The sequence below is a fragment of the Aquamicrobium sp. genome, from assembly GCF_023954335.1.
In the GTDB taxonomy this organism is placed as follows: Bacteria; Pseudomonadota; Alphaproteobacteria; order Rhizobiales; family Rhizobiaceae; genus Aerobium.
This window is the reverse complement of record NZ_JAMLIE010000001.1, coordinates 1,205,695-1,229,722: the sequence shown is the minus strand read 5'-3', so window position 1 is coordinate 1,229,722 and position 24,028 is coordinate 1,205,695. Positions and strand designations below refer to the sequence as shown.

General features: G+C 68.7%; 20 protein-coding genes. 7 read left to right on the top strand and 13 right to left on the bottom strand.

Translation table 11 applies throughout. The features are described from left to right. Positions 1 to 281 precede the first annotated feature (281 nt). Positions 282 to 1,133 carry a transporter substrate-binding domain-containing protein gene (locus M9945_RS06000; RefSeq protein ID WP_367944780.1) on the top strand — a complete coding sequence of 284 codons (852 nt, stop codon included), beginning with the start codon at positions 282 to 284 and terminating at the stop codon, positions 1,131 to 1,133. Between the two features lie 21 nt (positions 1,134 to 1,154). Here M9945_RS06000 and M9945_RS05995 read toward each other — a convergent pair whose 3' ends face one another. Next, positions 1,155 to 1,568 (bottom strand): tellurite resistance TerB family protein, encoded by a 414-nt coding sequence (locus tag M9945_RS05995; RefSeq protein ID WP_367943810.1) that lies wholly within the window; start codon positions 1,566 to 1,568, stop codon positions 1,155 to 1,157. Positions 1,569 to 1,746: 178 nt separating this feature from the next. Here M9945_RS05995 and M9945_RS05990 point away from each other — a divergent pair, with 178 nt between their 5' ends. Beyond that, positions 1,747 to 3,405: a lysine--tRNA ligase gene (locus tag M9945_RS05990; RefSeq protein ID WP_367943809.1), complete on the top strand. Its 1,659-nt coding sequence runs from the start codon at positions 1,747 to 1,749 to the stop codon at positions 3,403 to 3,405. On the opposite strand, the gene M9945_RS05985 is transcribed toward M9945_RS05990, so the two are convergent. After that, positions 3,394 to 4,197, bottom strand: coding sequence for a thermonuclease family protein (locus tag M9945_RS05985; RefSeq protein WP_367943808.1), 804 nt, complete (start codon positions 4,195 to 4,197; stop codon positions 3,394 to 3,396). The genes M9945_RS05990 and M9945_RS05985 overlap by 12 nt on opposite strands. 11 nt (positions 4,198 to 4,208) lie before the next feature. Beyond that, a complete protein-coding gene (locus M9945_RS05980; protein WP_367943807.1) occupies positions 4,209 to 4,850 on the bottom strand; it encodes a S24 family peptidase in 642 nt (213 codons plus the stop codon). Positions 4,851 to 5,015: 165 nt separating this feature from the next. Here M9945_RS05980 and M9945_RS05975 point away from each other — a divergent pair, with 165 nt between their 5' ends. After that, positions 5,016 to 5,429, top strand: coding sequence for a universal stress protein (locus M9945_RS05975; RefSeq protein WP_367943806.1), 414 nt, complete (start codon positions 5,016 to 5,018; stop codon positions 5,427 to 5,429). Between the two features lie 6 nt (positions 5,430 to 5,435). Here M9945_RS05975 and M9945_RS05970 read toward each other — a convergent pair whose 3' ends face one another. The 7 genes from M9945_RS05970 to M9945_RS05940 form a co-directional block, all read right to left on the bottom strand. Beyond that, positions 5,436 to 6,038, bottom strand: a complete 603-nt coding sequence (locus tag M9945_RS05970; protein WP_367943805.1) for a thioesterase family protein — start codon at positions 6,036 to 6,038, stop codon at positions 5,436 to 5,438. Between the two features lie 148 nt (positions 6,039 to 6,186). Continuing rightward, positions 6,187 to 8,406: a 3-hydroxyacyl-CoA dehydrogenase NAD-binding domain-containing protein gene (locus M9945_RS05965; protein WP_367943804.1), complete on the bottom strand. Its 2,220-nt coding sequence runs from the start codon at positions 8,404 to 8,406 to the stop codon at positions 6,187 to 6,189. 22 nt (positions 8,407 to 8,428) lie between these two features. Further along, positions 8,429 to 9,637, bottom strand: a complete 1,209-nt coding sequence (locus tag M9945_RS05960) for an acetyl-CoA C-acetyltransferase (protein WP_367943803.1) — start codon at positions 9,635 to 9,637, stop codon at positions 8,429 to 8,431. Positions 9,638 to 9,658: 21 nt separating this feature from the next. Then, a complete protein-coding gene (locus tag M9945_RS05955) occupies positions 9,659 to 10,132 on the bottom strand; it encodes an OsmC family protein (protein ID WP_367930134.1) in 474 nt (157 codons plus the stop codon). Positions 10,133 to 10,142: 10 nt separating this feature from the next. After that, on the bottom strand, positions 10,143 to 11,315 hold the full coding sequence (locus M9945_RS05950; protein ID WP_367943802.1) for an acyl-CoA dehydrogenase family protein: 1,173 nt from the start codon (positions 11,313 to 11,315) through the stop codon (positions 10,143 to 10,145). Positions 11,316 to 11,383: 68 nt separating this feature from the next. Then, positions 11,384 to 13,174, bottom strand: coding sequence for an acyl-CoA dehydrogenase C-terminal domain-containing protein (locus M9945_RS05945; RefSeq protein ID WP_367943801.1), 1,791 nt, complete (start codon positions 13,172 to 13,174; stop codon positions 11,384 to 11,386). Between the two features lie 407 nt (positions 13,175 to 13,581). Next, positions 13,582 to 14,022, bottom strand: a complete 441-nt coding sequence (locus tag M9945_RS05940) for a MerR family DNA-binding transcriptional regulator (RefSeq protein ID WP_367944779.1) — start codon at positions 14,020 to 14,022, stop codon at positions 13,582 to 13,584. Positions 14,023 to 14,390: 368 nt separating this feature from the next. Here M9945_RS05940 and M9945_RS05935 point away from each other — a divergent pair, with 368 nt between their 5' ends. The 3 genes from M9945_RS05935 (at position 14,391) to M9945_RS05925 (ending at position 20,174) form a co-directional block, all read left to right on the top strand. Then, positions 14,391 to 18,068, top strand: a complete 3,678-nt coding sequence (locus M9945_RS05935; protein WP_367943800.1) for a peptidoglycan-binding protein — start codon at positions 14,391 to 14,393, stop codon at positions 18,066 to 18,068. A gap of 382 nt (positions 18,069 to 18,450) precedes the next feature. Continuing rightward, complete coding sequence (locus tag M9945_RS05930) at positions 18,451 to 19,374, top strand: sulfite exporter TauE/SafE family protein (protein ID WP_367930130.1); 924 nt, start codon at positions 18,451 to 18,453, stop codon at positions 19,372 to 19,374. Continuing rightward, positions 19,371 to 20,174 (top strand): TIGR02186 family protein, encoded by an 804-nt coding sequence (locus M9945_RS05925; protein ID WP_367930129.1) that lies wholly within the window; start codon positions 19,371 to 19,373, stop codon positions 20,172 to 20,174. The genes M9945_RS05930 and M9945_RS05925 overlap by 4 nt, the downstream gene beginning before the upstream one ends. Before the next feature lie 43 nt (positions 20,175 to 20,217). On the opposite strand, the gene M9945_RS05920 is transcribed toward M9945_RS05925, so the two are convergent. After that, positions 20,218 to 21,294: a hypothetical protein gene (locus tag M9945_RS05920; RefSeq protein WP_367943799.1), complete on the bottom strand. Its 1,077-nt coding sequence runs from the start codon at positions 21,292 to 21,294 to the stop codon at positions 20,218 to 20,220. A 197-nt stretch (positions 21,295 to 21,491) separates the two neighbouring features. On the opposite strand from M9945_RS05920, the gene M9945_RS05915 reads away from it, so the two are divergent. Continuing rightward, positions 21,492 to 22,445 carry an NAD(P)H-dependent flavin oxidoreductase gene (locus tag M9945_RS05915; protein WP_367943798.1) on the top strand — a complete coding sequence of 318 codons (954 nt, stop codon included), beginning with the start codon at positions 21,492 to 21,494 and terminating at the stop codon, positions 22,443 to 22,445. A 12-nt stretch (positions 22,446 to 22,457) separates the two neighbouring features. Here M9945_RS05915 and M9945_RS05910 read toward each other — a convergent pair whose 3' ends face one another. Further along, on the bottom strand, positions 22,458 to 22,841 hold the full coding sequence (locus M9945_RS05910) for a response regulator transcription factor (RefSeq protein WP_367943797.1): 384 nt from the start codon (positions 22,839 to 22,841) through the stop codon (positions 22,458 to 22,460). A gap of 174 nt (positions 22,842 to 23,015) precedes the next feature. Continuing rightward, entirely contained in the window at positions 23,016 to 24,011 is a 996-nt protein-coding gene (locus M9945_RS05905; RefSeq protein ID WP_367944778.1) for an LLM class flavin-dependent oxidoreductase, read from the bottom strand. Between the last annotated feature and the right edge of the window lie 17 nt (positions 24,012 to 24,028).

Genomic DNA, 24,028 nt, shown 5'->3' with positions numbered 1-24,028 from the left:
GCGTCCCGGATCATCGCTTCGGCCGTTTCGGATCGAATACAAACGCAAACCCGCCAAACCCCAAAACAACAGTGAAATCCATATCCGATTCTTTTTCAATGGCATCTTGCGGCCGGCCGGCATGTTTGCCATCAATAGTGTCGTTTTATTTCGTCGTCCCGATAAAGACGCGGATCGTGCTTCGACCGGTTTCGGGGCCGGCGTTTCCGTGCGGCGACAGGTTGACAGAAACAGCGGCGCACGGGAGAGATGGCCACCCTTTTCTCGCCGCCTGCGTGATGATGCCGAAACTCGCCGCCGCCCTTGTCCTGCTGGTCCACATGCTTTGCCTGCCTGCCGCGGTCGGCGGTGCGCAGGCGCAGGAAGCCGCGATCCCCGCCTATTGGGACGAGAAGGAGCGGCTGCCCAAGCCCGACCTGTCGAGCCTCGGACGGCTGCGTTTCCTGACCACGATCGACTTCCCGCCGTTCAACTTCCTCGACGGCGACGGCCGCCTCGCGGGCTTCCATGTCGAGCTGGCGCGGGCGATCTGCCGCGAGCTCGACATCGTGGCGCGCTGCCAGATACAGGGCCTGCCGTGGGGCGAGCTCGACGCCGCGATGGAGGCCGAGCAGGGCGAGGCCCTGCTGGCGGCGACGGCGGTGACGGCGCAGACGCGGGAACGCTACGCCTTCTCGCGGCCGTATCTCAGGTTCCCCGCCCGCTTTGCCGTGCCGCGCGCCAGCACCATGGCCGAGCCGATGCATGCCGCGGTGCGCGGCAAGCGCATCGGCGTTCTCGCCCGCTCGGCCCACGAGACGATGCTGCGCCGCTACTTCCCCGAGGCGCGGCCGGTCACCTATTCGCGCGTCGACTGGCTCTACGACGATCTGCGCGAGGGCAAGCTCGACGGCGCGTTCGGCGACGGGATGCAGCTTTCCTTCTGGCTGGCAGGCTCGAATGCGAAGAATTGCTGCCGGTTCGCCGGCGGCCCCTATCTCGCGCCCGAGTTCCTCGGCCACGGGCTGGCGATCGCGGTCCGGCACGAGGGCGCGGCGCTGGCGCGCGCCTTCGACTACGCGCTGCGCGAGATCGGGGTGAAGGGCGTCTTCGCCGAGCTCTACCTGAAATATTTCCCGGTCAGCTTCTACTGAGGCGGCCGGACGGCGCTGCCTCTATGCGATGCGGCGGTGGCGGATACGCGCCGCGCGCTCGATGGCGAGCACGGTTCCCCGCTCGATGTCGAAGCGCTCGCGGACGAGTTGCAGCACCCTGTCCTCCTCCAGCTTGACGTCGAGATCGGCCGCGGCGATGTCGACGGCGAGCGCGTAGGCCGTCTCGCGCAGCTCCGGCGACAGCGTCTCGGCGATCAGGTCGAGGACGCCGGCGAAGCCCGCCTCCTCCTGAAGCAGGAGCTGGCAATCCTGCGCCACGGCCAGCGTGCGGGACTGGGCGAAGCCGTGGAAGGCCGGCAGCGTACGCACGATGGCGCCGATTCGCGCCAGCTCCTCGTCGCCCATGTCGCGGTCGGAGGCGGACAGGATGACCATGAGATAGACAAGGGCTTCCTGCTGGCTCGGCTTCGACATGAAAGGCTCCGTGGGTGTGGATTCGCGTTGGCGGGCGCACGTTAGGCGGCAACCGCACGGCCCGCAACGAAAAAGCCGGGCCAACATTGACGCACCGGGGCCGCAAGCCTAGAGAACTCGCGCGCTGCGGCGCGAAAACCCCCGCGAACTTCCCCGCGAACCTCATGGAACGGAAGACATGTCCGAAACGCGCCCGACCCCGCTCACCCTGACGCCGGAACTCGTTGCCGCGGCGCGGGAGAGCAAAGCCTGGCCGTTCGAGGAGGCGCGCAAGATCGTCAGGCGCTACGAGGGGCGCGCCTGGCCGGCCGAGATCCTGTTCGAAAGCGGCTACGGCCCCTCCGGCCTGCCGCATATCGGCACCTTCGGCGAGGTGGCGCGCTCGACCATGGTGCGCAACGCCTTCCGTGTGCTGACGGAAGAAAAGTTGCCGACGCGGCTGCTGTGCTTCTCCGACGACATGGACGGGATGCGCAAGATCCCCGACAACGTGCCGGACCGGGCCTTCCTGGAGCCGTATCTCCACCAGCCGCTGACCGTCGTGCCCGACCCGTTCGGCGGCAAGTACGCGAGCTTCGGCCACCACAACAACGCGATGCTGCGCCGGTTCCTCGACACGTTCGGCTTCGACTACGAGTTCGCCAGCGCCACGGACTACTACAAGTCCGGCCGCTTCGACGACATCCTGCGCCGGGTCGCCGAGCGCTACGACGCGCTCATGGCGATCATGCTGCCGACGCTGGGCGAGGAGCGGCGCGCCACCTATTCGCCCTTCCTGCCGATCTCTCCGAAGACGGGCCGGGTGCTCTACGTGCCGATGAAGCGCGTCGACGCCGAGGCCGGCACGATCACCTTCGACGACGAGGATGGCGAGGAGGTGACGCTGCCCGTCACCGGCGGCCGGGTGAAGCTGCAATGGAAGCCGGATTTCGGCGCGCGCTGGGTGGCGCTCGGCGTCGATTTCGAGATGTTCGGCAAGGACCACGGGCCGAACATGATGGTCTACGACTCGATCTGCGCCGCGCTGGGCGGCCGCCCGCCCGAGCATTTCGTCTACGAGCTGTTCCTCGACGAGAACGGCGAGAAGATCTCGAAGTCGAAGGGCAACGGCCTGACCATCGACGAATGGCTGACCTATGCGCCAACCGAGAGCCTCGCGCTCTACATGTTCCAGAAGCCGCGCACGGCCAAGAAGCTCTATTTCGACGTCATCCCGCGCGCGGTCGAGGAATACTACCAGTTTCTCGCCGCCTATCCGCGGCAGGACTGGAAGGAGCGGCTCGGCAATCCGGTCTGGCACATCCATGCCGGCAACCCGCCGGTGGTGGACATGCCGGTGTCGTTCGGCCTGCTGCTCAACCTCGTCAGCGCCTCCAACGCCCACGACAAGGCCGTGCTGTGGGGCTTCATCTCGCGCCATGCGCCGGGCGTCTCGCCGCAGACCCACCCCGAGCTCGACCGGCTGGTCGGCTTCGCGATCCGCTATTTCGACGACTTCGTGAAGCCGTCGAAGGTGTTTCGCGCACCCGATGCAGTGGAGACGGATGCGCTGCGGGCGCTGTCGGACAGGCTCGGCACGCTGCCGGCGGACGCGGACGGCGAGGCGATCCAGAACGCCGCGCTCGACGTGGCGCGCGGGATCGAGCGCTATCAGGACCATGCGAAGAAAAGCCCGACCGGCGGGCCGGGCGTCTCGATCGCCTTCTTCCAGATGATCTATCAGGTGCTGATCGGGCAGGAACGGGGCCCTCGCTTCGGCTCCTTCGCCGCGCTCTACGGCATCGACAACACACGCGCGCTGATCGAGCGGGCGCTGAAGGGCGAGCTAGTCGCCTGACGCCCCCGCATCGTCGGGCCCGGGATCGGAATCCGCATCGAGGATGCCGGTCCCGGTCAAATCCCGCTCGGTCAGTTCCGGCACGGTGACGGTCAGTGGCGCGGCCGCAGCCGGCCCGGGGCCGTAGAGGCCGCGCCGCGCCGCGCGCGCGCCTTCAGCCTGCGCGGCATAGCGCGCGTCGTCCGGGTCCGGGCGGGCCCATCCCTGCGCGACCAGCCATTCGCCGGCGTCGAACGCGCCGAGCCGGCACGGCGTCGCCACGATTTCGGCCGTCGGCGCGGGCGGCACGACGCAGGCGAGCGCCCTGCCCCGCAGCCAGTTGCGGAACGCGGTGCGGGCGTGGACGCCACACGGCCACGGAACGCCGTCGACGGCGCAGCTTTCATCGACCGGCGTCGGCATGAGGCCGGCGAGGACGATGCGGTAGCCCATGGCCTCGAACGCGCCGGCCTCGCCCACCACCGGCCGGTGCAGCACCGTCTCCTTCGGCGGCCCTTCGGACGGGACGTGCGCGCGGCCGATCGGGCTCAGCGGCTCGCGCGGGTCGATCCGCTCCAGCCGATGCGGCTCCAGCGGCGGAGGCGCGACGATGTCCGGAGAGACGGGGCGCACGATGAACGGCGCGGGCGGCGGCGGCGCGGCCTCGCGCTCTTCCTCGACCACCGCGGCGGCCTGGGGCGCATCGTCAAGGCCCGCTGTACCGGTCCGGGACGCTTGCTCGCGCAAGGCCGGCGCGGCAAGAACCAGCGCACCGAGGCCGCCGAGCGCGACGGCAAGGGCGAACGGGCGCATCCTCGCCGCCCCTACTGGCTCGCCCAGACGATCCGCGCCAGCCAGACGATCTCGGCGGACGGGATGGTGCGATCGGGATGGGCGGGGTTGAGCGAGACCAGCTCGACATGCCGCGTCGTGCGGCCGGCGAGGATCTTGGCCATCACCTCGCCGGACGCCGTCTTGGCGACGATGCGGTCGCCCTTGCGCACCCGCGCGCCCGGCTCGACGATCAGGACGTCGCCGTCGCGATAGAGCGGCAGCATCGAATCGCCCTGCACCTGAAGCGCATAGGCGTTGTCGCCGACGCGCGCCGTCGGCAGGTCGATCTCGTCCCAGCCCTGCCCGACAGGGAAGCCGCCATCGTCGAAGAAGCCGCCAGCGCCCGCCTGGGCGAAGCCGATCAGCGGCACGGAGGCGCGGGCGGCGGAGGGAAGCGCCGCGCGGCCTTCGACCAGCGCGAGAAGCTCGGCCAGCGACGCGCCCGTCGCCTCCATGATCTTGGCGAGCGATTCGGTCGACGGCCAGCGCGGCCGGCCGTCCGCCGACAGCCGCTTCGACTTGTTGAAGGCGGTGGAATCGAGGCCGGCCCGGCGGGCGAGGCCCGAGGCCGACAGGGAGTGGCGCGCCGCCAGCGCGTCGATCGCCGCCCAGACCTTCTCGTGCGAGAGCATGACGCCCTCCCGATGACAGGAAAAAATACCTTTCCTGTCTACCTCCGGCGCCGTCCCGTGTCCAGCCGCCATCGGCCTGGGCAGCACGAAATCGCGCGCCGTGTTGCCCGCGGCGGCCGCGCCGCCTATCAGTACCCGAGGACGATCACCGCCGGAGACGACGACATGGCCGCCACGCTCCTCTGCTGCGTCAACGCGAGCGCCCATGCGCGGCGCGCCATCGAGCTCGCCACGGAAATAGCGAAGGCGCTCGGCCACCCGCTCGTCTTCCTCCTCGTCAACCAGACGCGCCCGGCGAGCGGCTATCCCGACATAAGGGCGATGAGCGAGAGAGATGCACGCGACGTCCTCGACATCGCCATGCGTTATGCCGAGGCGAGCGGCGTCAAGGACGCGCGCCCGGCGCTGGTCGAGGCGCGGGACGTGGCGGAGGCCATCCTGCATTTCGCGGAGGAAAGGAAGGCCGGGCACATCGTCGTCGGCACGGGCAACCCGCCCTTCATCGGCCGGCTGCTGCTCGGCTCGGTCTCGCAAACCGTGGTCGCCGAGGCGAAATGCTCCGTGACGGTGGCGCGCTGATCCCGCTCAGCCTTCGCTCTCGACCTCCCTTTTGGCCAACTCCCCTTTGGCCAACTCCCCTTTGGCCAACTCCCCTTTGGCAAGTCGGCGCATGCCGGCGTGCGAGGCCATGAAGATGCGCTCCTCCTCGCTCGGCGGGCGCGGACGCACCGGCGCGCCGAGCATGCCGACGATCTCGTCGACCGGAACGAAGCGGCGGTTGGCGAAGTCGTAGACGCCGGCCGTGGTCATCACCACCGCCGCCGTGCGCCCGTCCTCGAGGACGAAGCGATGGCGGCCGATGACCTGGGTGTCCTCCCATGTCTCGAGGGTCGAGACGACCTCGAACTTCTTCCATAGCCTGATCTCGCGGACATAGACCGCCTGGAGGCCGCCCATCATCGGCGCCCAGCGCCGCTTGCGCGCCAGCTCGATCAGGCCGGCGCGGGCGAAGATGTCGATGCGGCCGACATCGGCCAGCATCATGTAGCGGGCGTTGTTCAAATGCAGGTTGGTGTCGACGTCGGTGGGCAGGCAGCGGAAGGACAGCCTGCTCTCCTCGCCCAGGCGATAACGGCCGCGCGAGCGCGCGGTCGCGATCATCCGGGCAAGACGCAGCCAGACATACATGAAGGTCTCCCTTTCCTTCCCCCCGTTCACGGGGAGAAGGTGGCCCAAAGGGCCGGATGAGGGGCAGAGCCAGCCTTGAAGGGCTTGCGCTGCCCCTCACCTGCCTGCCGGCATCCTCTCCCCGTGAACGGGGAAAGGAGGGCTTCGCTTACGCCGCCTGCTTTTCCTTGCCGGCGTAGGGGTCGAAGCGGTCGTAGAAGCTCTCGCCCTTCTGCGCCATGTCGAGAAGCAGCTTCGGCGCCTTGAACTGCGCGCCGTATTTCTTCTGCAGCTTCTTCGCCAGCTTGACGAACCTCTCCGCGCCCATGCCGTCGATGTAGGAGAGCGCACCGCCCGTATAGGGGGCGAAGCCGAAGGCGAGGATCGAGCCGACATCCGCCTCGCGCGGGTCGATGACGATGCCTTCCTCCATCACGCGGGCCGCTTCCAGCGCGATCGTCGCGAGGAAGCGCTGCTTCAGCTCCTCGACGTCGATCGAGTCGGCGTCCTGCTGCCTGTAGAGGTCCTTCAGGCCCGGCCACAGGTGCTTCTTGGCCGGCTTCTCGGGATAGTCGTAGAAGCCCTTGCCGTTCTTGCGGCCGAAGCGGCCATGGGTGTCGACCATGGTGTTGACGAGCTTGAACTGCTCGGGATCGACCGCCTTCTCGCCGAGATCGCGGATCGTCTGCTTCATGATCTTCTGGGCGAGGTCGATGGCGGTCTCGTCGGTCAGCGCCAGCGGGCCGACCGGCATGCCGGCCATCTTCGCCGCGTTCTCGATCATCGCCGCCGGCACGCCCTCGATCAGCATCTGGAAGGCTTCCGACATGTAGCGCAGCACGCAGCGGTTGACGTAGAAGCCGCGCGTGTCGTTGACGACGATCGGCGTCTTCTTGATCGCCCGCACATAGTCGATGGCCACGGCCAGCGCCTTGTCGCCGGTCTTCTTGCCCATGATGATCTCGACCAGCATCATCTTGTCGACCGGCGAGAAGAAGTGGATGCCTATGAAGTTCTTCGGCCGCGCCGAGTTCTTCGCCAGCGCGGTGATCGGGATCGTCGAGGTGTTGGAGGCGAAGGTCGCCGTCGACTTGATGACGGCTTCCGTCTTCTCGGTCACGCCCTTCTTGATCTCGGAATCCTCGAACACGGCCTCGACCACGAGGTCGCAGCCGTCGAGCAGCGCATAGTCGTCGGTCGGGGTGATGAGCGAGAGGAGCTGCTCCTTCTCGCCTTCCGTGGCGCGGCCCTTCTTGATCGCGCCGTCCATCAGGCCGGCCGAATGGGCCTTGCCCTTCTCGGCCGAAGGCATGTCGCGGTCGAGCAGCACCACCGGGATGCCGGCCTTGGCCGTGACATAGGCGATGCCGGCGCCCATGAAGCCGGCGCCGAGCACGCCGATCTTTTTGAACTTCGTTTCCTTGACGCCCTCCGGACGGCGCGCGCCCTTGTTCAGCTCCTGAAGCGAGACGAACAGCGAGCGGATCATCATCCGCGCCTCGGTCGAGCGCAGGATCTCGGTGAAGTAGCGCTGCTCGATGCGCAGGCCGGTGTCGAACGGCACCAGCAGGCCCTCGTAGACGCACTTCAGGATCGCGCTGGCGGCCGGATAGTTGCCATAGGTCTCGCGGCGCAGGATGGCAATCGCCGGCGGGAAGAGGTTGGCGCCGGCGGCCGAATAGACCGGGCCGCCGGGCAGCTTGAAGCCCTTCTCGTCCCACGGCTGCACCGCTTTGAGGCCATTTTTGATCATCGCCTTGGCGGCCTCGACCAGCTTCTTCGGCTCGGCGATCTCGTGGATGAGATTCATCGCCTTGGCCTTCTTCGGCGTCAGCGTCTGGCCGGAGGTGAGCATCTGCAGCGCGGACTGCGGATCAGTGAGGCGCGGGACGCGCTGGGTGCCGCCGGCGCCCGGGAAGATGCCGACCTTGACCTCGGGCAGCGCCATCTTGACCTTGTCGCTGTCGGCGGCGACGCGGCCGTGGCAGGCGAGCGACATCTCGAACGCGCCACCCATGCAGGTGCCGTTGATCGCCGAGACCCACGGCTTGCCTGACGTCTCGAGCTTGCGGAACAGGCCGGTCATGCGCCCGACATTGTCGAACAGCAGCTTGATCGCCTTGTCCTCGTCCTTGGCGCTTTCCGCCGCGAACATGCCCAGCATGCGCTGGAGCATGGTGAGATCCGCGCCGCCGGAGAAGGTGTCCTTGCCGGAGGTGATGACCGCGCCCTTGATGGCCGCGTCGCCCGCGACCTGGTCGACGATCTTGTCGAGCTCCTCCATCACCTCCTCGGTGAAGACGTTCATCGAGCGGCCCGGCATGTCCCAGGTGACGAGGGCGATGCCGTCGGCGTCGGTCTCGACTTTGAAGTTGTTGTAGTCAGCCATTTTTCAGTCTCCTCCGGCCCGGTCAGACGCGCTCGATGATCGTGGCGGTGCCCATGCCCGCGCCGATGCAAAGGGTGACGAGGGCGGTGTTCAGGTTGCGGCGCTCCAGCTCGTCGAGCACGGTGCCGAGGATGATCGCGCCGGTCGCGCCGAGCGGGTGGCCCATGGCGATGGCGCCGCCGTTGACGTTCATCTTCTTGGGATCGATGTCGAAGGCCTGCATGTAACGCAGCACGACCGAGGCGAAAGCCTCGTTCAGCTCGAACAGGTCGATGTCGGAGAGCTTCATCTTCGCCTTCTTGAGCAGCTTCTCCGTCACGTCGACCGGGCCGGTCAGCATGATCGCCGGCTCGGAGCCGATATTGGTGAAGGCGCGGATGCGGGCGCGCGGCTTGAGGCCCATCGCCTTGCCGGCTTTCTTCGAGCCGAGCAGCACGGCGGCCGCGCCGTCGACGATGCCGGACGAGTTGCCGGCATGGTGGACGTGGTTGATCGCCTCGACTTCCGGATGGCGCTGGATGGCCACCGCGTTGAAGCCGCCCATCTCGCCCGGCATGACGAAGGACGGGTTGAGCGAGGCGAGCGACTGCATGTCGGTGCCCGGGCGCATGTGCTCGTCATGGTCGAGGATGACCATGCCGTTCTGGTCCTTGATCGGGATCACCGAGTTCTTGAAGTACCCCTTCTCCCAGGCGTGGGCGGCGCGCTTCTGGCTCTCGACCGCGTAGGCGTCGACGTCGTCGCGGCTGAAGCCGTACTTCGTCGCGATCAGGTCGGCGGAAACGCCCTGCGGCACGAAATAGCCCGGCAGGCCGACGGAGGGGTCCATGAACCAGGCGCCGCCCGACATGCCCATGCCGACGCGGCTCATCGATTCGACGCCGCCGGCGATGACGATGTCGTCGAGCCCGCCGGCGATCTTGGCCGCGCCGAGATTGACCGCGTCGAGGCCGCTGGCGCAGAAGCGCGAGATTTGGATGCCGGGCGCTTCCATCGCATAGCCCGCCTCGAAGGTGGCGGCGCGCGGGATCACCGAGCCGGCCTCGCCGACCGGATCGACGCAGCCGAAGACGATGTCGTCTACCTGCGACGTATCGAGACCGTTGCGGTCGCGCACGGCCTCCAGCACCTTCGCCGCCAGCCGCACGGCGGGCACTTCGTGCAGCGAGCCGTCCTTCTTGCCGCGCCCGCGCGGGGTGCGTACGGCGTCATAGACATAGGCTTCAGCCATGACCTTATCCTTCCCTTGGGATCAAACCTTTGCGATTTCGAAAACCGGCTCGACGCGAACGTCGCTGGTGACGGAGTTGGCGATGAAGCAGGCTTCATGCGCCTTGTGGTGCAGCTCTTCGAGCGTGGCGGCGTCGGCGTCGCACTCGGCATGCGGGCGCAGCGTGACCTTGACCACCGCGATGCGGCCTTCGGCGTTCTTCGCCATCTCGCCTGAGGGCGCGTCGCGATAGGCGCGCACGCCGACCCCGGCACGGCGCGCGAAGTCGAGGAACCATAGCATATGGCACGAAGCGATCGAGGCGACGAAAAGTTCCTCGGGGTCGGCCGCCGCGGGGTCGCTCCAGGGCTCGCGCACCACCGAGGGCGACGACGACCCGGCAAGGGACGCGCCGCCGTCGAAGCGGATCTCGTGGCGCCGCGAATAGCGGCCGGCGAGGAAATCCTCCTGCGTCCCGGCCTTCCAGATCAGTTCCGCGCCGTGGCTCGGCATCATGGAGTCTCCCTCAAAGGCTTCTGGCGATCAGAAGCTTCATGATCTCGTTGGTGCCGCCATAGATACGCTGGACACGGGCGTCGCGATACATGCGGGCGATCGGGTATTCGTTCATGTAGCCGTAGCCGCCGTGAAGCTGGAGGCACTCGTCGACCACCTTGCATTGCAGGTCGGTCAGCCACGCCTTGGCCATCGAGGCGGTGACGGGGTCGAGGCCGCCCGCGACATGGCGCGCGACGCAGTCGTTATAGAAGACGCGGCCGATGGTGGCCTCGGTCTTCAGCTCGGCCAGCCTGAACTGGGTGTTCTGGAAGTCGAGGATCGGCCGGCCGAACGCCTTGCGCTCCTTGACGTAATCGATGGTGAGCGCCAGCGCCCGCTCGATCATGGCGATGGCCTGGGTGCCGATCAGCAGCCGCTCCTGCGGAAGCTGCTGCATCAGCTGGACGAAGCCCTGCCCCTCCTCGGCTCCGAGGAGGTTCGCGGTCGGCACGCGCACCTCGTTGAAGAACAACTCGGAGGTGTCGTTCGACTTCAGCCCGATCTTGTCGAGGTTGCGGCCGCGCTCGAAGCCGTCGGCCCCGTCGGTCTCGACCACGATCAGCGACGTGCCCTTCGCGCCCTTTTCCGGGTCGGTCTTGGCGACGACGATGACGAGATTGGCGAGCTGGCCGTTGGTGATGAAGGTCTTCGAGCCGGAGATCGAATAGTGGTTGCCGTCCTTGACCGCCCGGGTCTTGACCCCTTGCAGGTCGGAGCCGGCGCCGGGCTCGGTCATGGCGATGGCACCGATCAGCTCGCCCGAGGCGAGCTTCGGCAGCCATTTCCGCTTCTGCTCCTCGGAGCCGTAGTGGAGGATGTAGGGGGCGACGATGGCGTTGTGCAGCGCGATGCCGAAGCCGTCGACGCCGACATGGCTGATCGCCTCGATGATCGCGCTCTCATGGGCGAAGGTGCCGCCCGCCCCGCCATAGTCCTCGGGCATCGAGGCGCAGAGGAGGCCGTTGGCGCCGGCCTTCTCCCAGCTTTCGCGGTCGAACATCTCGGCCTTCTCGAACGCCTCGTAATGCGGCGCGATCTCCGTCTCGAGGAACTTCGTCGCCATGTCGTAGAGCATGGAGACTTCCTCGTCCGCCCATGCGGGCTTCGGAAGATCGAGAACTTCAGCCGGTCGCTTCGACACGTCGCGCCTCCCTGATACGCTGCCGCCGTAGGATGTTCAAAACTGAACAGTCTTGGTTTGGTTACTCCCTAGAACGCGTCCTCGGCAAGGGCCATCATCGAGTCGCAGCCGGCCGAGATGCGGGCCAGATGCGCCGCCGATTCCGGCATGACGCGCTCGAAATAGTAGCGCGCCGTGACGAGCTTGGCCTCGTGCAGCGCAGTCGCGTCGCCGGCCGCGACCCTGTCCTGCGCGACCTTCGCCATGCGGCCCCACATCAGGCCAAGCGCGACGAGGCCGAAGAGGTGGAGATAGTCGGTCGAGGCGGCGCCGGCATTGTCGGGCTTGGTCATCGCGTTCTGCATCAGCCACATGGTCGCGGCCTGAAGATCGTTCAACCCCTTCTTCAGCGCCTTGGTGAAGGGCGCCATGGTCTCGTCGGCGCGGTTCTCCTCGCAGAAATCGCCGACCTCCTTGAAGAAGGCCTGCACGGCGCGGCCGCCATTCTGCGCCAGCTTGCGGCCGACGAGGTCGAGCGCCTGGATGCCGTTCGCACCCTCGTAGATCATGGCGATGCGGGCGTCGCGCACGAACTGGCTCATGCCGTGCTCCTCGATGTAGCCGTGGCCGCCGAACACCTGCTGGGCGGCGACCGCGTTGTCGAAGCCCTTGTCGGTCAGCACGCCCTTGATGACCGGGGTCATCAGGCCGAGATGGTCGCTGGCCGCCTGGCGCGCGGCCGCGTCGTCCGAACGGTGGGCGATGTCGGACTGGAGCGCTGTCCACAGGACGAGCGCGCGGCCGGCCTCGTTGATCGCACGCATGTTCATCAGGTTGCGGCGGATGTCGGGGTGGACGATGATCGGGTCCGCCTTCTTGTCCGGCGCCTTCGGGCCGGAGAGCGAGCGGCCCTGGATGCGCTCCCGCGCATAGGCCACCGCGTTCTGGTAGGCGATCTCGCTGATCGACAGGCCTTGCAGGCCGACGCCGAGGCGGGCCTCGTTCATCATCACGAACATGGCCTTGAGGCCGCCGTTCTCCTCGCCGATCAGCCACCCTTGCGCATCGTCGTAGTTCATGACGCAGGTGGCGTTGCCGTGGATGCCCATCTTCTCCTCGATGGAGCCGCAGCTGACACCGTTGCGCTTGCCGGGGTTGCCGTCGGCGTCGAGGACGAATTTCGGCACGATGAACAGCGAGATGCCCTTGACGCCCTCCGGCGCGCCCTCGATGCGGGCCAGCACCAGATGGATGACGTTCTCGCTCATGTCGTGCTCGCCGGCCGAGATGAAGATCTTCTGGCCGGAAATTCTGTAGCTGCCGTCGCCCGTCGGAACTGCCTTCGAGCGCAGCAGGCCCAAATCGGTGCCGCAATGCGGCTCGGTCAGGTTCATGGTGCCGGTCCACACGCCCTCGACCATCTTCGGCACGAAGGTCTCTTTCTGCTCGTCCGTGCCGTGCTCGAGGATGGCGGCGATGGCGCCCTGCGTCAGGCCCGGATACATCATCAGCGCCATGTTGGCGGAGGAGAAGAACTCGCCGACCGCCGAATGGAGCGTATAGGGCAGGCCCTGCCCACCGAACTCGGCCGGGATCGCCAGCGACATCCAGCCGCCCTCGCGATACTGGTCGTAGGCTTCCTTGAAGCCCTTCGGCGTCGTCACCGAGCCGTCGTCGTTGCGCACGCAGCCCTCGACGTCGCCGACGCGGTTGAGCGGATGGACGACGTTCTCGGCGAGCTTCGCCGCCTCCCCGAGGATGGCTTCCAGCATGTCGGCCGGCGCGTCGGCGAAGCCCGGCAGGTTGGCGTGGCGCTCGTAGCCGAGCACTTCGTTGAGAAGGAACAGCGTGTCCGCGACAGGCGCCTTGTATGTCGTCATGAAAAAATCCTCCGGAAGCGAGCAAAGCCCCGCCACCGGCTTGCCCCTCGTCGCAATTCCGGGCGGAAAGGTGTCCCACACTTTTCCTGGAATTGCTTCAGGCCGCCGCGACGGGAGAGAATGTCGAAGGCACCATAGCAACAATTGACGTTTGCGTAAACGTCAATTTCTGTCGCAGTCGGGGAACGCGCAAAAATCGTCCAGTTCCGCGGGATGAGGCGGGGCATAGGACAGGGGATTTCCGCGTGCTTGCTTGCGGCCATCTTCCAGCATGGGCCGTCCCCAGCCCTCGCGGCTGTATGGCCACGGATTACGCGACTCCTGCCGAGAATCACCCTCAAACAAAAAGCGCGCCGGAGGGCGCGCTTTTCTGGTTCCAGTGGCGTTGACTCAAGCGGGGCGCCCGGTCAGGCGGAGGCGGCGGTGCGCTGCTGGCGGGCGGCGAGCGCGGCGCGCCACTGCACCATCGCCGATTTCAGCTCGCCGATCGCCTCGTCGATCTGCGCGCGCTGCTTCTCCAGCTTGACGAGCTGCCGCTCCGACTTGTCGACCAGGGTGCGGTACTGCCTGGCGTTGCCGCTTTCGGGATCGTAGAGATCCATCACCTGCTTGACCTCGCGCAGCGAGAACCCCGCCTTGCGGCCGAGCAGCACCATCTTCAGCCGGGCGATGTCCTTGTGCGTGTAGAGGCGCATGTTGCCCTCGCGCCGCGGCGACAACAGCCCCTTGTCCTCGTAGAAGCGCAGAGCGCGAAGCGTCAGCCCGAACTGCCGCGCCACGTCGCCGATGCGGATGTAGCCGTCGGAAACATCGCCGGCAGGGACCGCGCTCGCGCCGGTCGTCATCATGTTCATCATGTCATACTTCCCCAATCGCGTTCCCGTCTTCGGGAGCGCCGGACGGCGACCCTCGGGGCGAAGGGCAGCCGAATCCTCGATTTCACCTCCGGCGGACCCTGTGCCCGCCAGCCTGATTGGGGCGCATATAAGTCGGCATTCCGCATGCCGCAAGGGAGAAAAGTGTCGCATTGGACGTCACATTTCGTACCCCGGTGAAATCAAACGGGTAATCTTGGTTAACGGGTTGTTTACCACGTTGGTAGAAAGGTGCCGTTGTCGGTGTCCCGTAGTTATTCTGTCCGTTGTTGGCTCACGGTTCCCCACGACGATGAGCGCCGGGATGGTCCCGGTCGGCAAATGCGGCAGCGGACGATCCCATGCGCGACAGACGATCCTATCTCGATTCGGTGAACGCGGGACGCAGGCGCCGGGACGGCGCGTCCCTCGACGCCATCGACATGACGCTCGACCAGCTCGAAGGCCGGCTCGGCCGCGCCGCCCACGACGACGGCGCGAGGCATAGCCCCGCCGCCGGGCGCCAGCGCCGCGAGGCCGCGCGCGACGACTACCGCTATTTCGAGGGCCGCGACCGCGGCTTCCAGCCGCGCGAGGAGGCGCATGCGCCTTACGCCGACACGCCGCGCTTCGCCGTCTCCGGCGAGATGCGTGCCCTGCGCGAGGAGCTTCACGGTGAGATGACGGCCGGGCTTCGCCGGGAATTCGCCGCGCTGAAGGGCGACATCGAGCGAGCGCTGCGCAGCGCGCCGCCGGCCGGCCAGGCCGCCGAGCTGGGCGCCGAGTTCGAGCGCCTGTCGTCGATGATCCACCGGCTCTCCAATCCCGGCGAGGACCGGCAGGTCCATCTCCTGCGCACGGAGATGGAGGAGATGAAGAAGGCCCTCGGTCATCTCGCGCGGGAGGAGACGCTGCGCTCCTTCGACCGGCGCTTCCGCGACATGGCCGGCACGCTGGCCTCGTCGCGCGGCACCGTCGACCCCGAGATCAGGACGCTGGCGGCGCGCATCGAGGAGATCGGCAGCGCGGTGCGCACCCTCCCGACGACCGGCGCGCTGCGCTCGCTGGAGGAAAAGATGCGGGTGCTGCAGGACGCGGTCGAGCGGTTCTCGCACGAGCCGGCGCATCCCGACACGCGCATGTTCGACGCGCTGGAGGACCGCCTCGACGAGATCTCGCGCGCCGTCGCCGCCGCCTACAGCGCGCCGCGCGCGCCGGCCTTCGATCCCGAGCCGTTCGAGCGCATCGAGGCGCGCATCTCCTCGCTGGCGCGCCAGATGGACGAGGCGGCGCAGGACACGACGGGCCGCGACCTCGGCGACCAGCTCGCCGCGCTTTCGCACCGCGTCGAGGACCTCGCCCACCGCGTCGACCTGCCCGAGCGCGCCATAGAGCGGCTGGCCGGCCAGATCGGCGCCATCGCCGACCGGCTCGACCACGCGCCGGCGCTGCCCAACCTCGACGCCGTCTTCCACGGGCTGGAAAACCGGCTCGCCTCGATGTCCAACCTGCTCGAGCAGCGCCACGAGGACGCGCTGGCGCAGGGCCGCGCCCTGTTCCACGACCTGGAAACCCGGATCGACGAGGTGGCGGCGCGGATCGAGACCGACCGCCCGGCGGCCGGCTCGGACGATGCGTTCATCTCGGCGATGGACGCACGCTTTGCCGAGCTTGCCGCGCGCTTCGAGCGCCAGGCGGCGGCGCAGGCCGACAGCGGCGCGATCCGCGACCTCGAAAAGCGGCTCGACACCATCTCGACCCGCATCGAATCCTCGGTCGGCGCATCGCCCGTCGATCCCGACCTGATCCGCAGCCTGGAGGCGCAGATCGCCGGGCTTGCCGACCACATCTCGCATCCCGCGCCGGCCCAAAGGGCCGACGACATCCAGCCGCGCCTCGACAAGATCGAGCAGTCGATCGCCGCCTCCAGGGCGGACGTCGTCGAGGCCGCGCGGCGCGCGGCGGAAGACGCGGTGCGAAACTTCTCCGGCACCACGTCGGAAAACGCGCTGGTCGCAGGCCTCGCCGACGACCTGAAGTCGCTGGAGGCGCTGACGCGCAAGTCCGACGACCGCAACGCCAAGACCTTCGAGGCGATCCACGACACGCTGCTGAAGATCGTCGACCGGCTGGGCGCGGTCGAGAACGCCAGCGCCAACGCCGCTGCCCTGTCGGGCACGCTGACGCGCGACATGGCGCTCGGCCCCGCCCGCACGCCCTCGCTCGCGCCGGAGGCGGCGGCCCTGCCGCTGGCACCGGCTTCGACCTCGGAACTGGCGATGGCGGTCGCGATCGACAGCGCCCCGCGGACGACGCAGCCGGCAGCCGCGAAGGAGGCAACCGCCCCGCGCGGCTCGCTCCTCGGCGGGCTGGCGCGCAAGCTCTCCCGCAAGGACAAGGCCGGCGCGGCGGCGCAAGCCGTGGAGGCCCCGGCGGAACACGAGGCCGGAACGGCGCCGTCGGTCGATCCCGACGCGCCGCTCGACCCGCAACTCGCCAACCAGCCGCTGGAGCCCGGCTCCGGCGCGCCCGACCTCGGCGCGATCATGCGCCGGGTGCGCGACGAGCGCGCCCAGCCCGCGCGCGGCCCGGGGGCCGACGCCTCGCGGGCCGACTTCATCGCCGCCGCCCGCCGCGCCGCGCAGGCCGCCGCCGCGGAAGCCGAGCGGATGAAGCGCACGCCCGCCGGCAAGGAGGACGCGAAGGCTTCCGGCCTCGGCGGGCTGCTGAAGAACCGGCGCAAGCCGCTGCTGATGGGCATCGCCGCTATCCTCATCGCGCTCGCCGCGCTCCAGGGCAGCAAGCTTTTCCTCGGCAAGGGCGGCGCGAACGTCGCCTCCGCGCCCGCGCCGGCCGCCATCGTCGCCGCCGTTCCCACGCCGGAGGCGCAGGCCCCGGAGATCGGGACGCCCGCGCCGCAGGTGCGCATGGCCGGCGAGCCGGCTGCGCCCGCGAGCGCGCCGACGCGCGTTTCGGACGCCGGCTCGGCCCTCGTCACGCCGCCGCAGACGGCGGCGGAGATCGACGGCGACTGGCTCGACCTCGAAACCACCGCCGCGGCCCCCGCGCGCGAGGAAACGGTGTCGGCCGCGCCGGCAGCCACGGCTTTCGCGCCGGCCGAAGAGGCGCGAGGCCCGCAGGCCGCCACCGAGATCGATGCCCTGCCGCAGGCGAGCGAGAAAGCCGTCGCCGCGATCCCGCTGGAGGCCGGCCCCGTGGCGCTGCGCGAGGCGGCGGCCGGGGGCGACCCCAAGGCGCTCTACGAGATCGGCAACCGTTACGCCGAAGGGCGCGGCGTCGCCGCCGACCCGGCCAAGGCCGCCGAATGGTACGGGAAGGCGGCCGAGGACGGCCTCGCCCCGGCGCAGTATCGCCTCGGCAGCTTCTACGAGAAGGGCATCGGCGTCGGCCGCGACATCGCCGCCGCCAAGAAGTGGTACGCGCAGGCCGCAGAGGCCGGCAACGCCAGCGCCATGCACAACCTCGCCGTGCTCCACGCCATGGACGCGCAGACCGCGGCCGAGAACGAGACAGCCGCGCGCTGGTTCATGCGGGCCGCCGAGCTTGGCGTGCGCGACAGCCAGTTCAACCTCGGTATCCTGTCGGCCAAGGGCGTCGGCATGCCGCAGAACCTCCAGGACGCCTACAAGTGGTTCGCGCTCGTCGCCAAGGCCGGCGACAAGGACGCCGCCGAAAAGCGCGACGAGGTCGCCCGGGCGCTGCGTCCCGAGCAGCTCGAGACGGCGCGCGCCGCCGCCGAGCTGTGGCGCGCCAAGGAGCTCGACGGCGAGGCCAACCATGTCGAGATCCCGGAGAGCTGGGGCGAGAGCCAGGACACCACCGCCGGCGTCGACATGCGCGCTGCCGTGCGCAACATCCAGAAGATCCTCAACAAGAACGGCTACCAGGCCGGCGGCGAGGACGGGCTGATGGGACAGAAGACCAAGACCGCCATCGCCGCCTTCCAGAAGGACAACGGCATGACCGCCACCGGCGAGGTCGACGAGGCGCTGGTCAGGGCGCTGCTCGAGCGCCGCTGAGGCAGGCGCCACGCCCCGGCGACGGGCGCATCCTTGCGGCCAGCCGGGGCATCCGTGCCTAATTCCACCCGTTCGCGCTGCCCCTCACCTGCCTGCCGGCATCCTCTCCCCGTGAACGGGGAGAGGAGGACTGGCCGCAACGTCGCCGCTTCCCCTTCTCCCCGTTCACGGGGAGAAGGTGCCCGAAGGGCGGATGAGGGGCGGCGTGGGCGCGGCGATCCGGCGCGAATCTCCCCGCCTGCGCCACGGTTTAATGCCGGCGCGCGCCGTGCGGGCGTTTGACTTCGCGGGCGCATCGTCGCAAGAACGATGATGCCGTTCCGGCACGTTCGCGATGGTGCGGGCGGCCCCGCGAACGCGCCGCGAGCAATCGGGACTGACGGTGGGCATCTATCTGCCGATCGCTGAAATGTCGGTCAACATCGCCGTGATCCTGGCGATGGGGGCCGCGGTCGGCTTTCTTTCGGGGATGTTCGGCGTCGGCGGCGGCTTCCTGATCACGCCGCTGCTGATCTTCTACAACATCCCGCCCGCCATCGCCGTCGCCACCGGCGCCAACCAGGTCGTCGCCTCATCGACCTCCGGCGCGCTGTCGCATTTCAAGAAGGGCACCATCGACTTCAAGCTCGGCACCGTGCTCCTGATGGGCGGCATCGTCGGCTCGTCCTTCGGCGTGTGGGTGTTCTCGCTCCTGCGAAGTCTCGGCCAGCTCGACCTGTTCGTGTCGCTGGTCTATGTCGCGCTGCTCGGCACCGTCGGCGGCATGATGCTGGTCGAGAGCGTACGCGCCATCCGCCGCACGGCGAGCGGCGCGCCGCCCTCCCTGCGCCGTCCCGGGCAGCACAACTGGGTGCACCGCCTGCCGCTCAAGATGCGCTTCCGCACCTCGAAGCTGTTCGTCAGCGTCATCCCGGTGCTGGGTCTCGGCGCGATCATCGGCTTCCTCGCCTCGATCATGGGCGTCGGCGGCGGCTTCATCATGGTGCCGGCGCTGATCTACCTGCTCAAGGTGCCGACCAACGTCGTCGTCGGCACCTCGCTCTACCAGATCGTCTTCACCGGCGCCTATACGACCATTGTCCATTCGGCGACAAACCAGACCGTCGACATCGTGCTCGCCTTCCTGCTGATGGTGGGCGGCGTCGCCGGCGCGCAATACGGCGCCAAGGCCGGCCAGAAGCTGCGCGGCGAGCAGCTGCGCGCGCTCCTCGCTCTCCTCGTGCTGGCGGTGGCCGCGCGCCTCGCCTTCGACCTCTTCGTGCCGCCGTCGTCGATCTACTCCCTCTCCTCGCTGTCGGGGATATGACAATGCCGGCGCGCACCCTGGCATCGCTGCTCTTCCTCGGCGCGCTCCTCGCCTCGGCCGCGGCGCGGGCGCAGGCGATCGAGAACCCGAACCCGGAGACGATCCAGATCGGGCTTTCGACCGACCGCGTCTTCATCACCTCGGACTTCGCCGGCGCGGACCTGACCATCTTCGGCGCGCTCGACTTCGCCGATCCGCTGTTCGCCCGGCAAGGGCGCTACGACGTGATCGTGGTGCTGGAGGGGCCGGCGCGGCCGGTGGTGGTGCGGCGCAAGAGCCGGGTGCTCGGCATGTGGATCAACACCTGGTCGGAAACCTTCGTCAACGTGCCGATGTCCTATTCCGTGGCGACGACGCGGGTGTGGCAGGACATAACCGGCCCCGAGAACTACCGGCAGCTCGCGCTCGGTGCCGACAACATCGCGCTGATCCCGCAGGACCGCGGCGACGACCCCGTGACGATCGCCGAGTTCACCGCGGCGCTGCGCGAGCGCAAGAAGGCGAGCGGCCTCTACAGCGAGCGCATCGGCGGCGTGCAATTCCTGTCGCAGAGCCTGTTCCGCGCCACGCTCCACCTTGCGCCCAACGTGCCGGTCGGCACCCACCGGGCGCGCGCCTTCCTGTTCAAGAACGGCGTCTTCATCAAGGAAAACTCGGCCCAGCTCGCCATCCTCAAGGCCGGCTTCGAGCAGCGGGTGCACCGGGCTGCCCAGCAGCACGGCTTCCTCTACGGCCTCGCCGCCGTCGCGCTGGCGATCCTGACCGGCTGGGCCGGCCGCCTGATCTTCCGCAAGGACTGAGGGCAAGGGATCAAGGGCAGGAGACAGGGTCCCGCGCCCGCCCTCACCCCGCCGGCAGGACGCGGATGGCGTAGATGTCGATGGCCTTGCCGCCGCCCTCGACATCGGGGTTGATGGCGATGGTGCCGCCCGAGCCGGGCTGGCGCGCAGGCAGGTCGATCTCGAACAGATATTCGTCGCGGGCGGCGCCGACGACATAGCGCTTGCGCCCGCAATCGCCGAGCTCGCCAAGGGTGCAATCGACCGAGATCTGCGTTTCCGCGCCTTCGCGGGCGCGGGCGACGATGTTGAACACCGCGCGCTTGCCGGCGACGTCCTCGAGCACGCCCTGCCCGACATCGAAGAGGATTGGAGAGCCGGACGCGCCGGCGGTGATGCGCACGAAGCGCTCGCCCTCCTCCTCGATCACCTCGGCGCGCGAATCGCCCGGCGCGGAGATCGTCGTCGGGTCGGCGGGGGTGAAGACGTCGACCCAGTCCTCGAACGTGTCGGCGGTGCCGGGAACGGGAGGAGCGGCGTTCTCCCCGGCCTGCGGCGGCGTCGGCGTCAGCATCCGCTGGAGCGCGCCCGAGGTCGCCATCCACCAGATGCCGGCGGCGAGGCCGGTGAGCAGGATGAGGAAGACCAGCGGGCCGACGAGGCGCAGCCGCCGGCGCGGCCGGCTGCGTTGCCCCTCGCGCAAGGGGGCTTCGACGGGCTCGGCCGCTGCTCTCCCGGCGCGGCCGGAAGGCGGCCGCCTCTCGCCGTCGAGGGTGGGCGAGAACGCCGCTTCTGCGCCTTCCCTGCGTCTTTCCGCCGCCGGGGCGGCGACGTCGGGAGCGCCCCTCGCCTCCGGCGCGTGCACGCCCGGGCGCGGCGCGGGAGCGGGCTGGGGCGACGGCGCGGAGACGGATGGCGTGGGCCCCGGCCGGGCGGGAACGAACTCGGTCTCGATGGCGGTGATGGCGGCGAGCAGCGCCTCGCGCCGGCGCTGCGCGATCGCCTCCGTCATGTTCGGATTGGCCTTGAGCGAGCGGTCGAGCGCGCCGAAGGCCGAGCGATAGACCTTTTCCCGGAAAGCCCGGTCGCCCGGGTCTCCCTTGGCGAAGGCGCTTCTTATCGCGTTCTCGATCGAATCCATCAGCCCGGCCGCAGCGTGAAATCTTGTCTTTTCACATCGTTAACCGCAGCGGGCCACGCAATCAATCGCGTCGATCGATCCTTGCGCGCATTCATTCCGTCGCCACGGACCGCATGCGGGGGCAAGGGGCGGTTGCGTCGACCTTTCGATCTGCTAAGAAATGACGTTTCCGTAAACGTCAATAGTGAGGAGCGAAGATGGCGCTGCCGGATATTCTGAAAGACAGGCTTCGTATTCCGGTGGTCGGATCGCCGCTGTTCATCATCTCGCATCCGCCGCTGGTGCTGGCCCAGTGCAAGGCCGGCATCGTCGGCGCCTTCCCCGCGCTCAACGCGCGGCCGGCCTCGCAGCTCGACGAATGGCTGGCGCAGATCACCGAGACGCTCGCCGCGCACGACGCGGCCCACCCGCAGGCGCGGTCGGCCCCCTTCGCCGTCAACCAGATCGTCCATAAGTCCAACGGGCGGCTGGAGGAGGATCTGGCGCTGTGCGTCAAGTACAAGGTGCCGGTCGTCATCACCTCACTCGGCGCGGTGCCGGAGGTCAACGAGGCGGTACATTCCTATGGCGGCATCGTGCTGCACGACGTGATCCACGACCGCCACGCCCGCAAAGCCATCGAGAAGGGCGCGGACGGGCTGATCGCGGTGGCGGCGGGCGCGGGCGGCCATGCCGGCACGCTGTCGCCCTTCGCGCTGACGCAGGAAATCCGCCAGTGGTTCGATGGGCCGCTGCTGCTTTCGGGAGCGATCGCCAATGGCGGGGCGGTGCTGGCGGCGCAGGCGATGGGCGCGGACCTCGCCTATATCGGCTCGCCCTTCATCGCCACGCGCGAGGCGCGCGCCACCGACGCCTACAAGGAGATGATCGTCGAGTCGAACGCCGCCGACATCGTCTATTCCAACCTGTTCACCGGGGTCCACGGCAACTACCTCAAGGGCTCCGTCCGCGCCGCCGGCATGGACCCGGACAAGCTGCCGGAATCCGACCCGTCGAAGATGGATTTCGGCGGCGACAAGTCGAAGGCGTGGAAGGACATCTGGGGCTGCGGCCAGGGCATCGGCGCGGTCAAGGAGATCGTCGGCGCCGCCGAGCTGGTCGACCGCCTTGCCGGCGAATACGAGGCCGCGAGACGGCGCCTGGCCCTCTAGGGGCCGGGGTACTCAGGCGGGGAGCGGCGGCGCGGGCTCGAGAACGCGGCGGACGGCGGCGACGATCTCGGTGTTGGCGTAGGGCTTGGTGATGAAGCCGTCGGCCCTGAGGTTCTCGGCCGCCTGCCGGTCGTAGGGCTGGCAGCGCGCGGTCAGCATCAACACCGAGGTGTCGCGCAGCGCCTCGTCGGCGCGCATCTCGCGCAGCACGTCGAGGCCGTTGCGCCGCGGGATCATGATGTCGAGCAGCATCATGCGCGGCCTGTCGCGATAGGCCGCCTCCAGCGCCGCCTCGCCGTCGCGGGCGAGGCCGACCGTCCAGCCGCAGCGCTTGAGGATGAATTCCAGCGATTCCATGATCGCCGGCTCGTCTTCGACAATAAGGATGTCCGTCATCACAGCAGCCCCTCCCAAGGCTGTGTGCGACCGCATCGGCATGTCCCGCGAAATCCCGCTTCCGGCAAGCGCACGACAGGAGCCGACCAACCGCCGTTCCGGTCTTGTCCCGTCATCGGATGCCAAAACGGCTCAAAAATCAAGCCCGGCGATGCCGCCGCCCGAAGGACGCGCCTAGGCGGGCATGCCTCCCGCCACCTCGGCGAGGATCTCGTAGGAGCGGACCCGCGCGGCGTGGTCGAAGACCTGCGCCGCGACCATCAGCTCGTCGGCCCCGGTGCGGCCGACGAAGGCATCCAGCCCCTGCCGCACGGTCTCGCGCGAGCCGACGATGGCGGTCGAGAGCGTGTGGGCGAGCATCGCCCGCGCCGCCGGCTCCAGCGTCTCGCCATAGCCGGCCAGCGGCGGCGGCAGCTTGCCGGCGCGGCCCGTGCGCAGGTTGACGAAGGCCTGCTGGAGCGAGGTGAAGAGGAGACGCGCCTCCTCGTCCGTCTCGGCCGCGACGACGTTGACGCCGAGCATCGCATAGGGCTTGTCGAGATAGCGCGACGGCTCGAAGCGCGTCCGGTAGACCTCAAGCGCGCGCTCCATCTCGGCCGGGGCGAAATGCGAGGCGAAGGCGTAGGGCAGGCCGAGCATGGCGGCGAGCTGCGCGCCGTAGAGGCTGGAGCCCAGGATCCACACCGGCACCTTCAGCCCCGCGCCCGGCACGGCGCGCACGAGCTGGCCGGGCTGCTCCGGCTCGAAATAGTTGATCAATTCGACCACGTCGTTGGGGAATGAATCGATGTCCGCGTTCATGTTGCGGCGCAGCGCGTGGGCGGTGCGCCCGTCGGTGCCCGGCGCACGGCCGAGCCCGAGGTCGATACGGCCGGGATGCAGCGCCTCCAGCGTGCCGAAGGCTTCCGCCACCATCAGCGGCGCGTGGTTGGGCAGCATGATGCCGCCCGCCCCGACGCGGATGGTCGAGGTGCCGGCCGCGACATGGGCGATGACCACCGCCGTCGCGGCGCTGGCGATGCCCGGCATGTTGTGGTGCTCGGCCAGCCAGTAGCGGCGATAGCCGAGCCGCTCGGCATGGCGGGCGAGGTCGAGCGTGTTGGCGAGCGACGCCGAGACGTCGGAGCCTTCGGGAACGGGCGAAAGGTCGAGAACGGAGAGCGGTATCATCGCGCGCATATAGGACG

Bases quoted from the DNA above. Each gene is read 5' to 3' on its own strand.
- M9945_RS05995 (WP_367943810.1), bottom strand. From the start codon at position 1,568: ATGTCGAAGCCGAGCCAGCAGGAAGCCCTTGTCTATCTCATGGTCATC.
- M9945_RS05990 (WP_367943809.1), top strand. From the start codon at position 1,747: ATGTCCGAAACGCGCCCGACCCCGCTCACCCTGACGCCGGAACTCGTT.
- M9945_RS05960 (WP_367943803.1), bottom strand. From the start codon at position 9,637: ATGGCTGAAGCCTATGTCTATGACGCCGTACGCACCCCGCGCGGGCGC.
- M9945_RS05910 (WP_367943797.1), bottom strand. From the start codon at position 22,841: ATGACGGACATCCTTATTGTCGAAGACGAGCCGGCGATCATGGAATCG.
- M9945_RS05980 (WP_367943807.1), bottom strand. From the start codon at position 4,850: ATGCTCTCGCACGAGAAGGTCTGGGCGGCGATCGACGCGCTGGCGGCG.
- M9945_RS05975 (WP_367943806.1), top strand. From the start codon at position 5,016: ATGGCCGCCACGCTCCTCTGCTGCGTCAACGCGAGCGCCCATGCGCGG.
- M9945_RS05905 (WP_367944778.1), bottom strand. From the start codon at position 24,011: ATGATACCGCTCTCCGTTCTCGACCTTTCGCCCGTTCCCGAAGGCTCC.
- M9945_RS05940 (WP_367944779.1), bottom strand. From the start codon at position 14,022: ATGATGACGACCGGCGCGAGCGCGGTCCCTGCCGGCGATGTTTCCGAC.
- M9945_RS05915 (WP_367943798.1), top strand. From the start codon at position 21,492: ATGGCGCTGCCGGATATTCTGAAAGACAGGCTTCGTATTCCGGTGGTC.
- M9945_RS05970 (WP_367943805.1), bottom strand. From the start codon at position 6,038: ATGTATGTCTGGCTGCGTCTTGCCCGGATGATCGCGACCGCGCGCTCG.
- M9945_RS05945 (WP_367943801.1), bottom strand. From the start codon at position 13,174: ATGACGACATACAAGGCGCCTGTCGCGGACACGCTGTTCCTTCTCAAC.
- M9945_RS05955 (WP_367930134.1), bottom strand. From the start codon at position 10,132: ATGATGCCGAGCCACGGCGCGGAACTGATCTGGAAGGCCGGGACGCAG.
- M9945_RS06000 (WP_367944780.1), top strand. From the start codon at position 282: ATGCCGAAACTCGCCGCCGCCCTTGTCCTGCTGGTCCACATGCTTTGC.
- M9945_RS05965 (WP_367943804.1), bottom strand. From the start codon at position 8,406: ATGGCTGACTACAACAACTTCAAAGTCGAGACCGACGCCGACGGCATC.
- M9945_RS05925 (WP_367930129.1), top strand. From the start codon at position 19,371: ATGACAATGCCGGCGCGCACCCTGGCATCGCTGCTCTTCCTCGGCGCG.
- M9945_RS05985 (WP_367943808.1), bottom strand. From the start codon at position 4,197: ATGCGCCCGTTCGCCCTTGCCGTCGCGCTCGGCGGCCTCGGTGCGCTG.
- M9945_RS05920 (WP_367943799.1), bottom strand. From the start codon at position 21,294: ATGGATTCGATCGAGAACGCGATAAGAAGCGCCTTCGCCAAGGGAGAC.
- M9945_RS05935 (WP_367943800.1), top strand. From the start codon at position 14,391: ATGCGCGACAGACGATCCTATCTCGATTCGGTGAACGCGGGACGCAGG.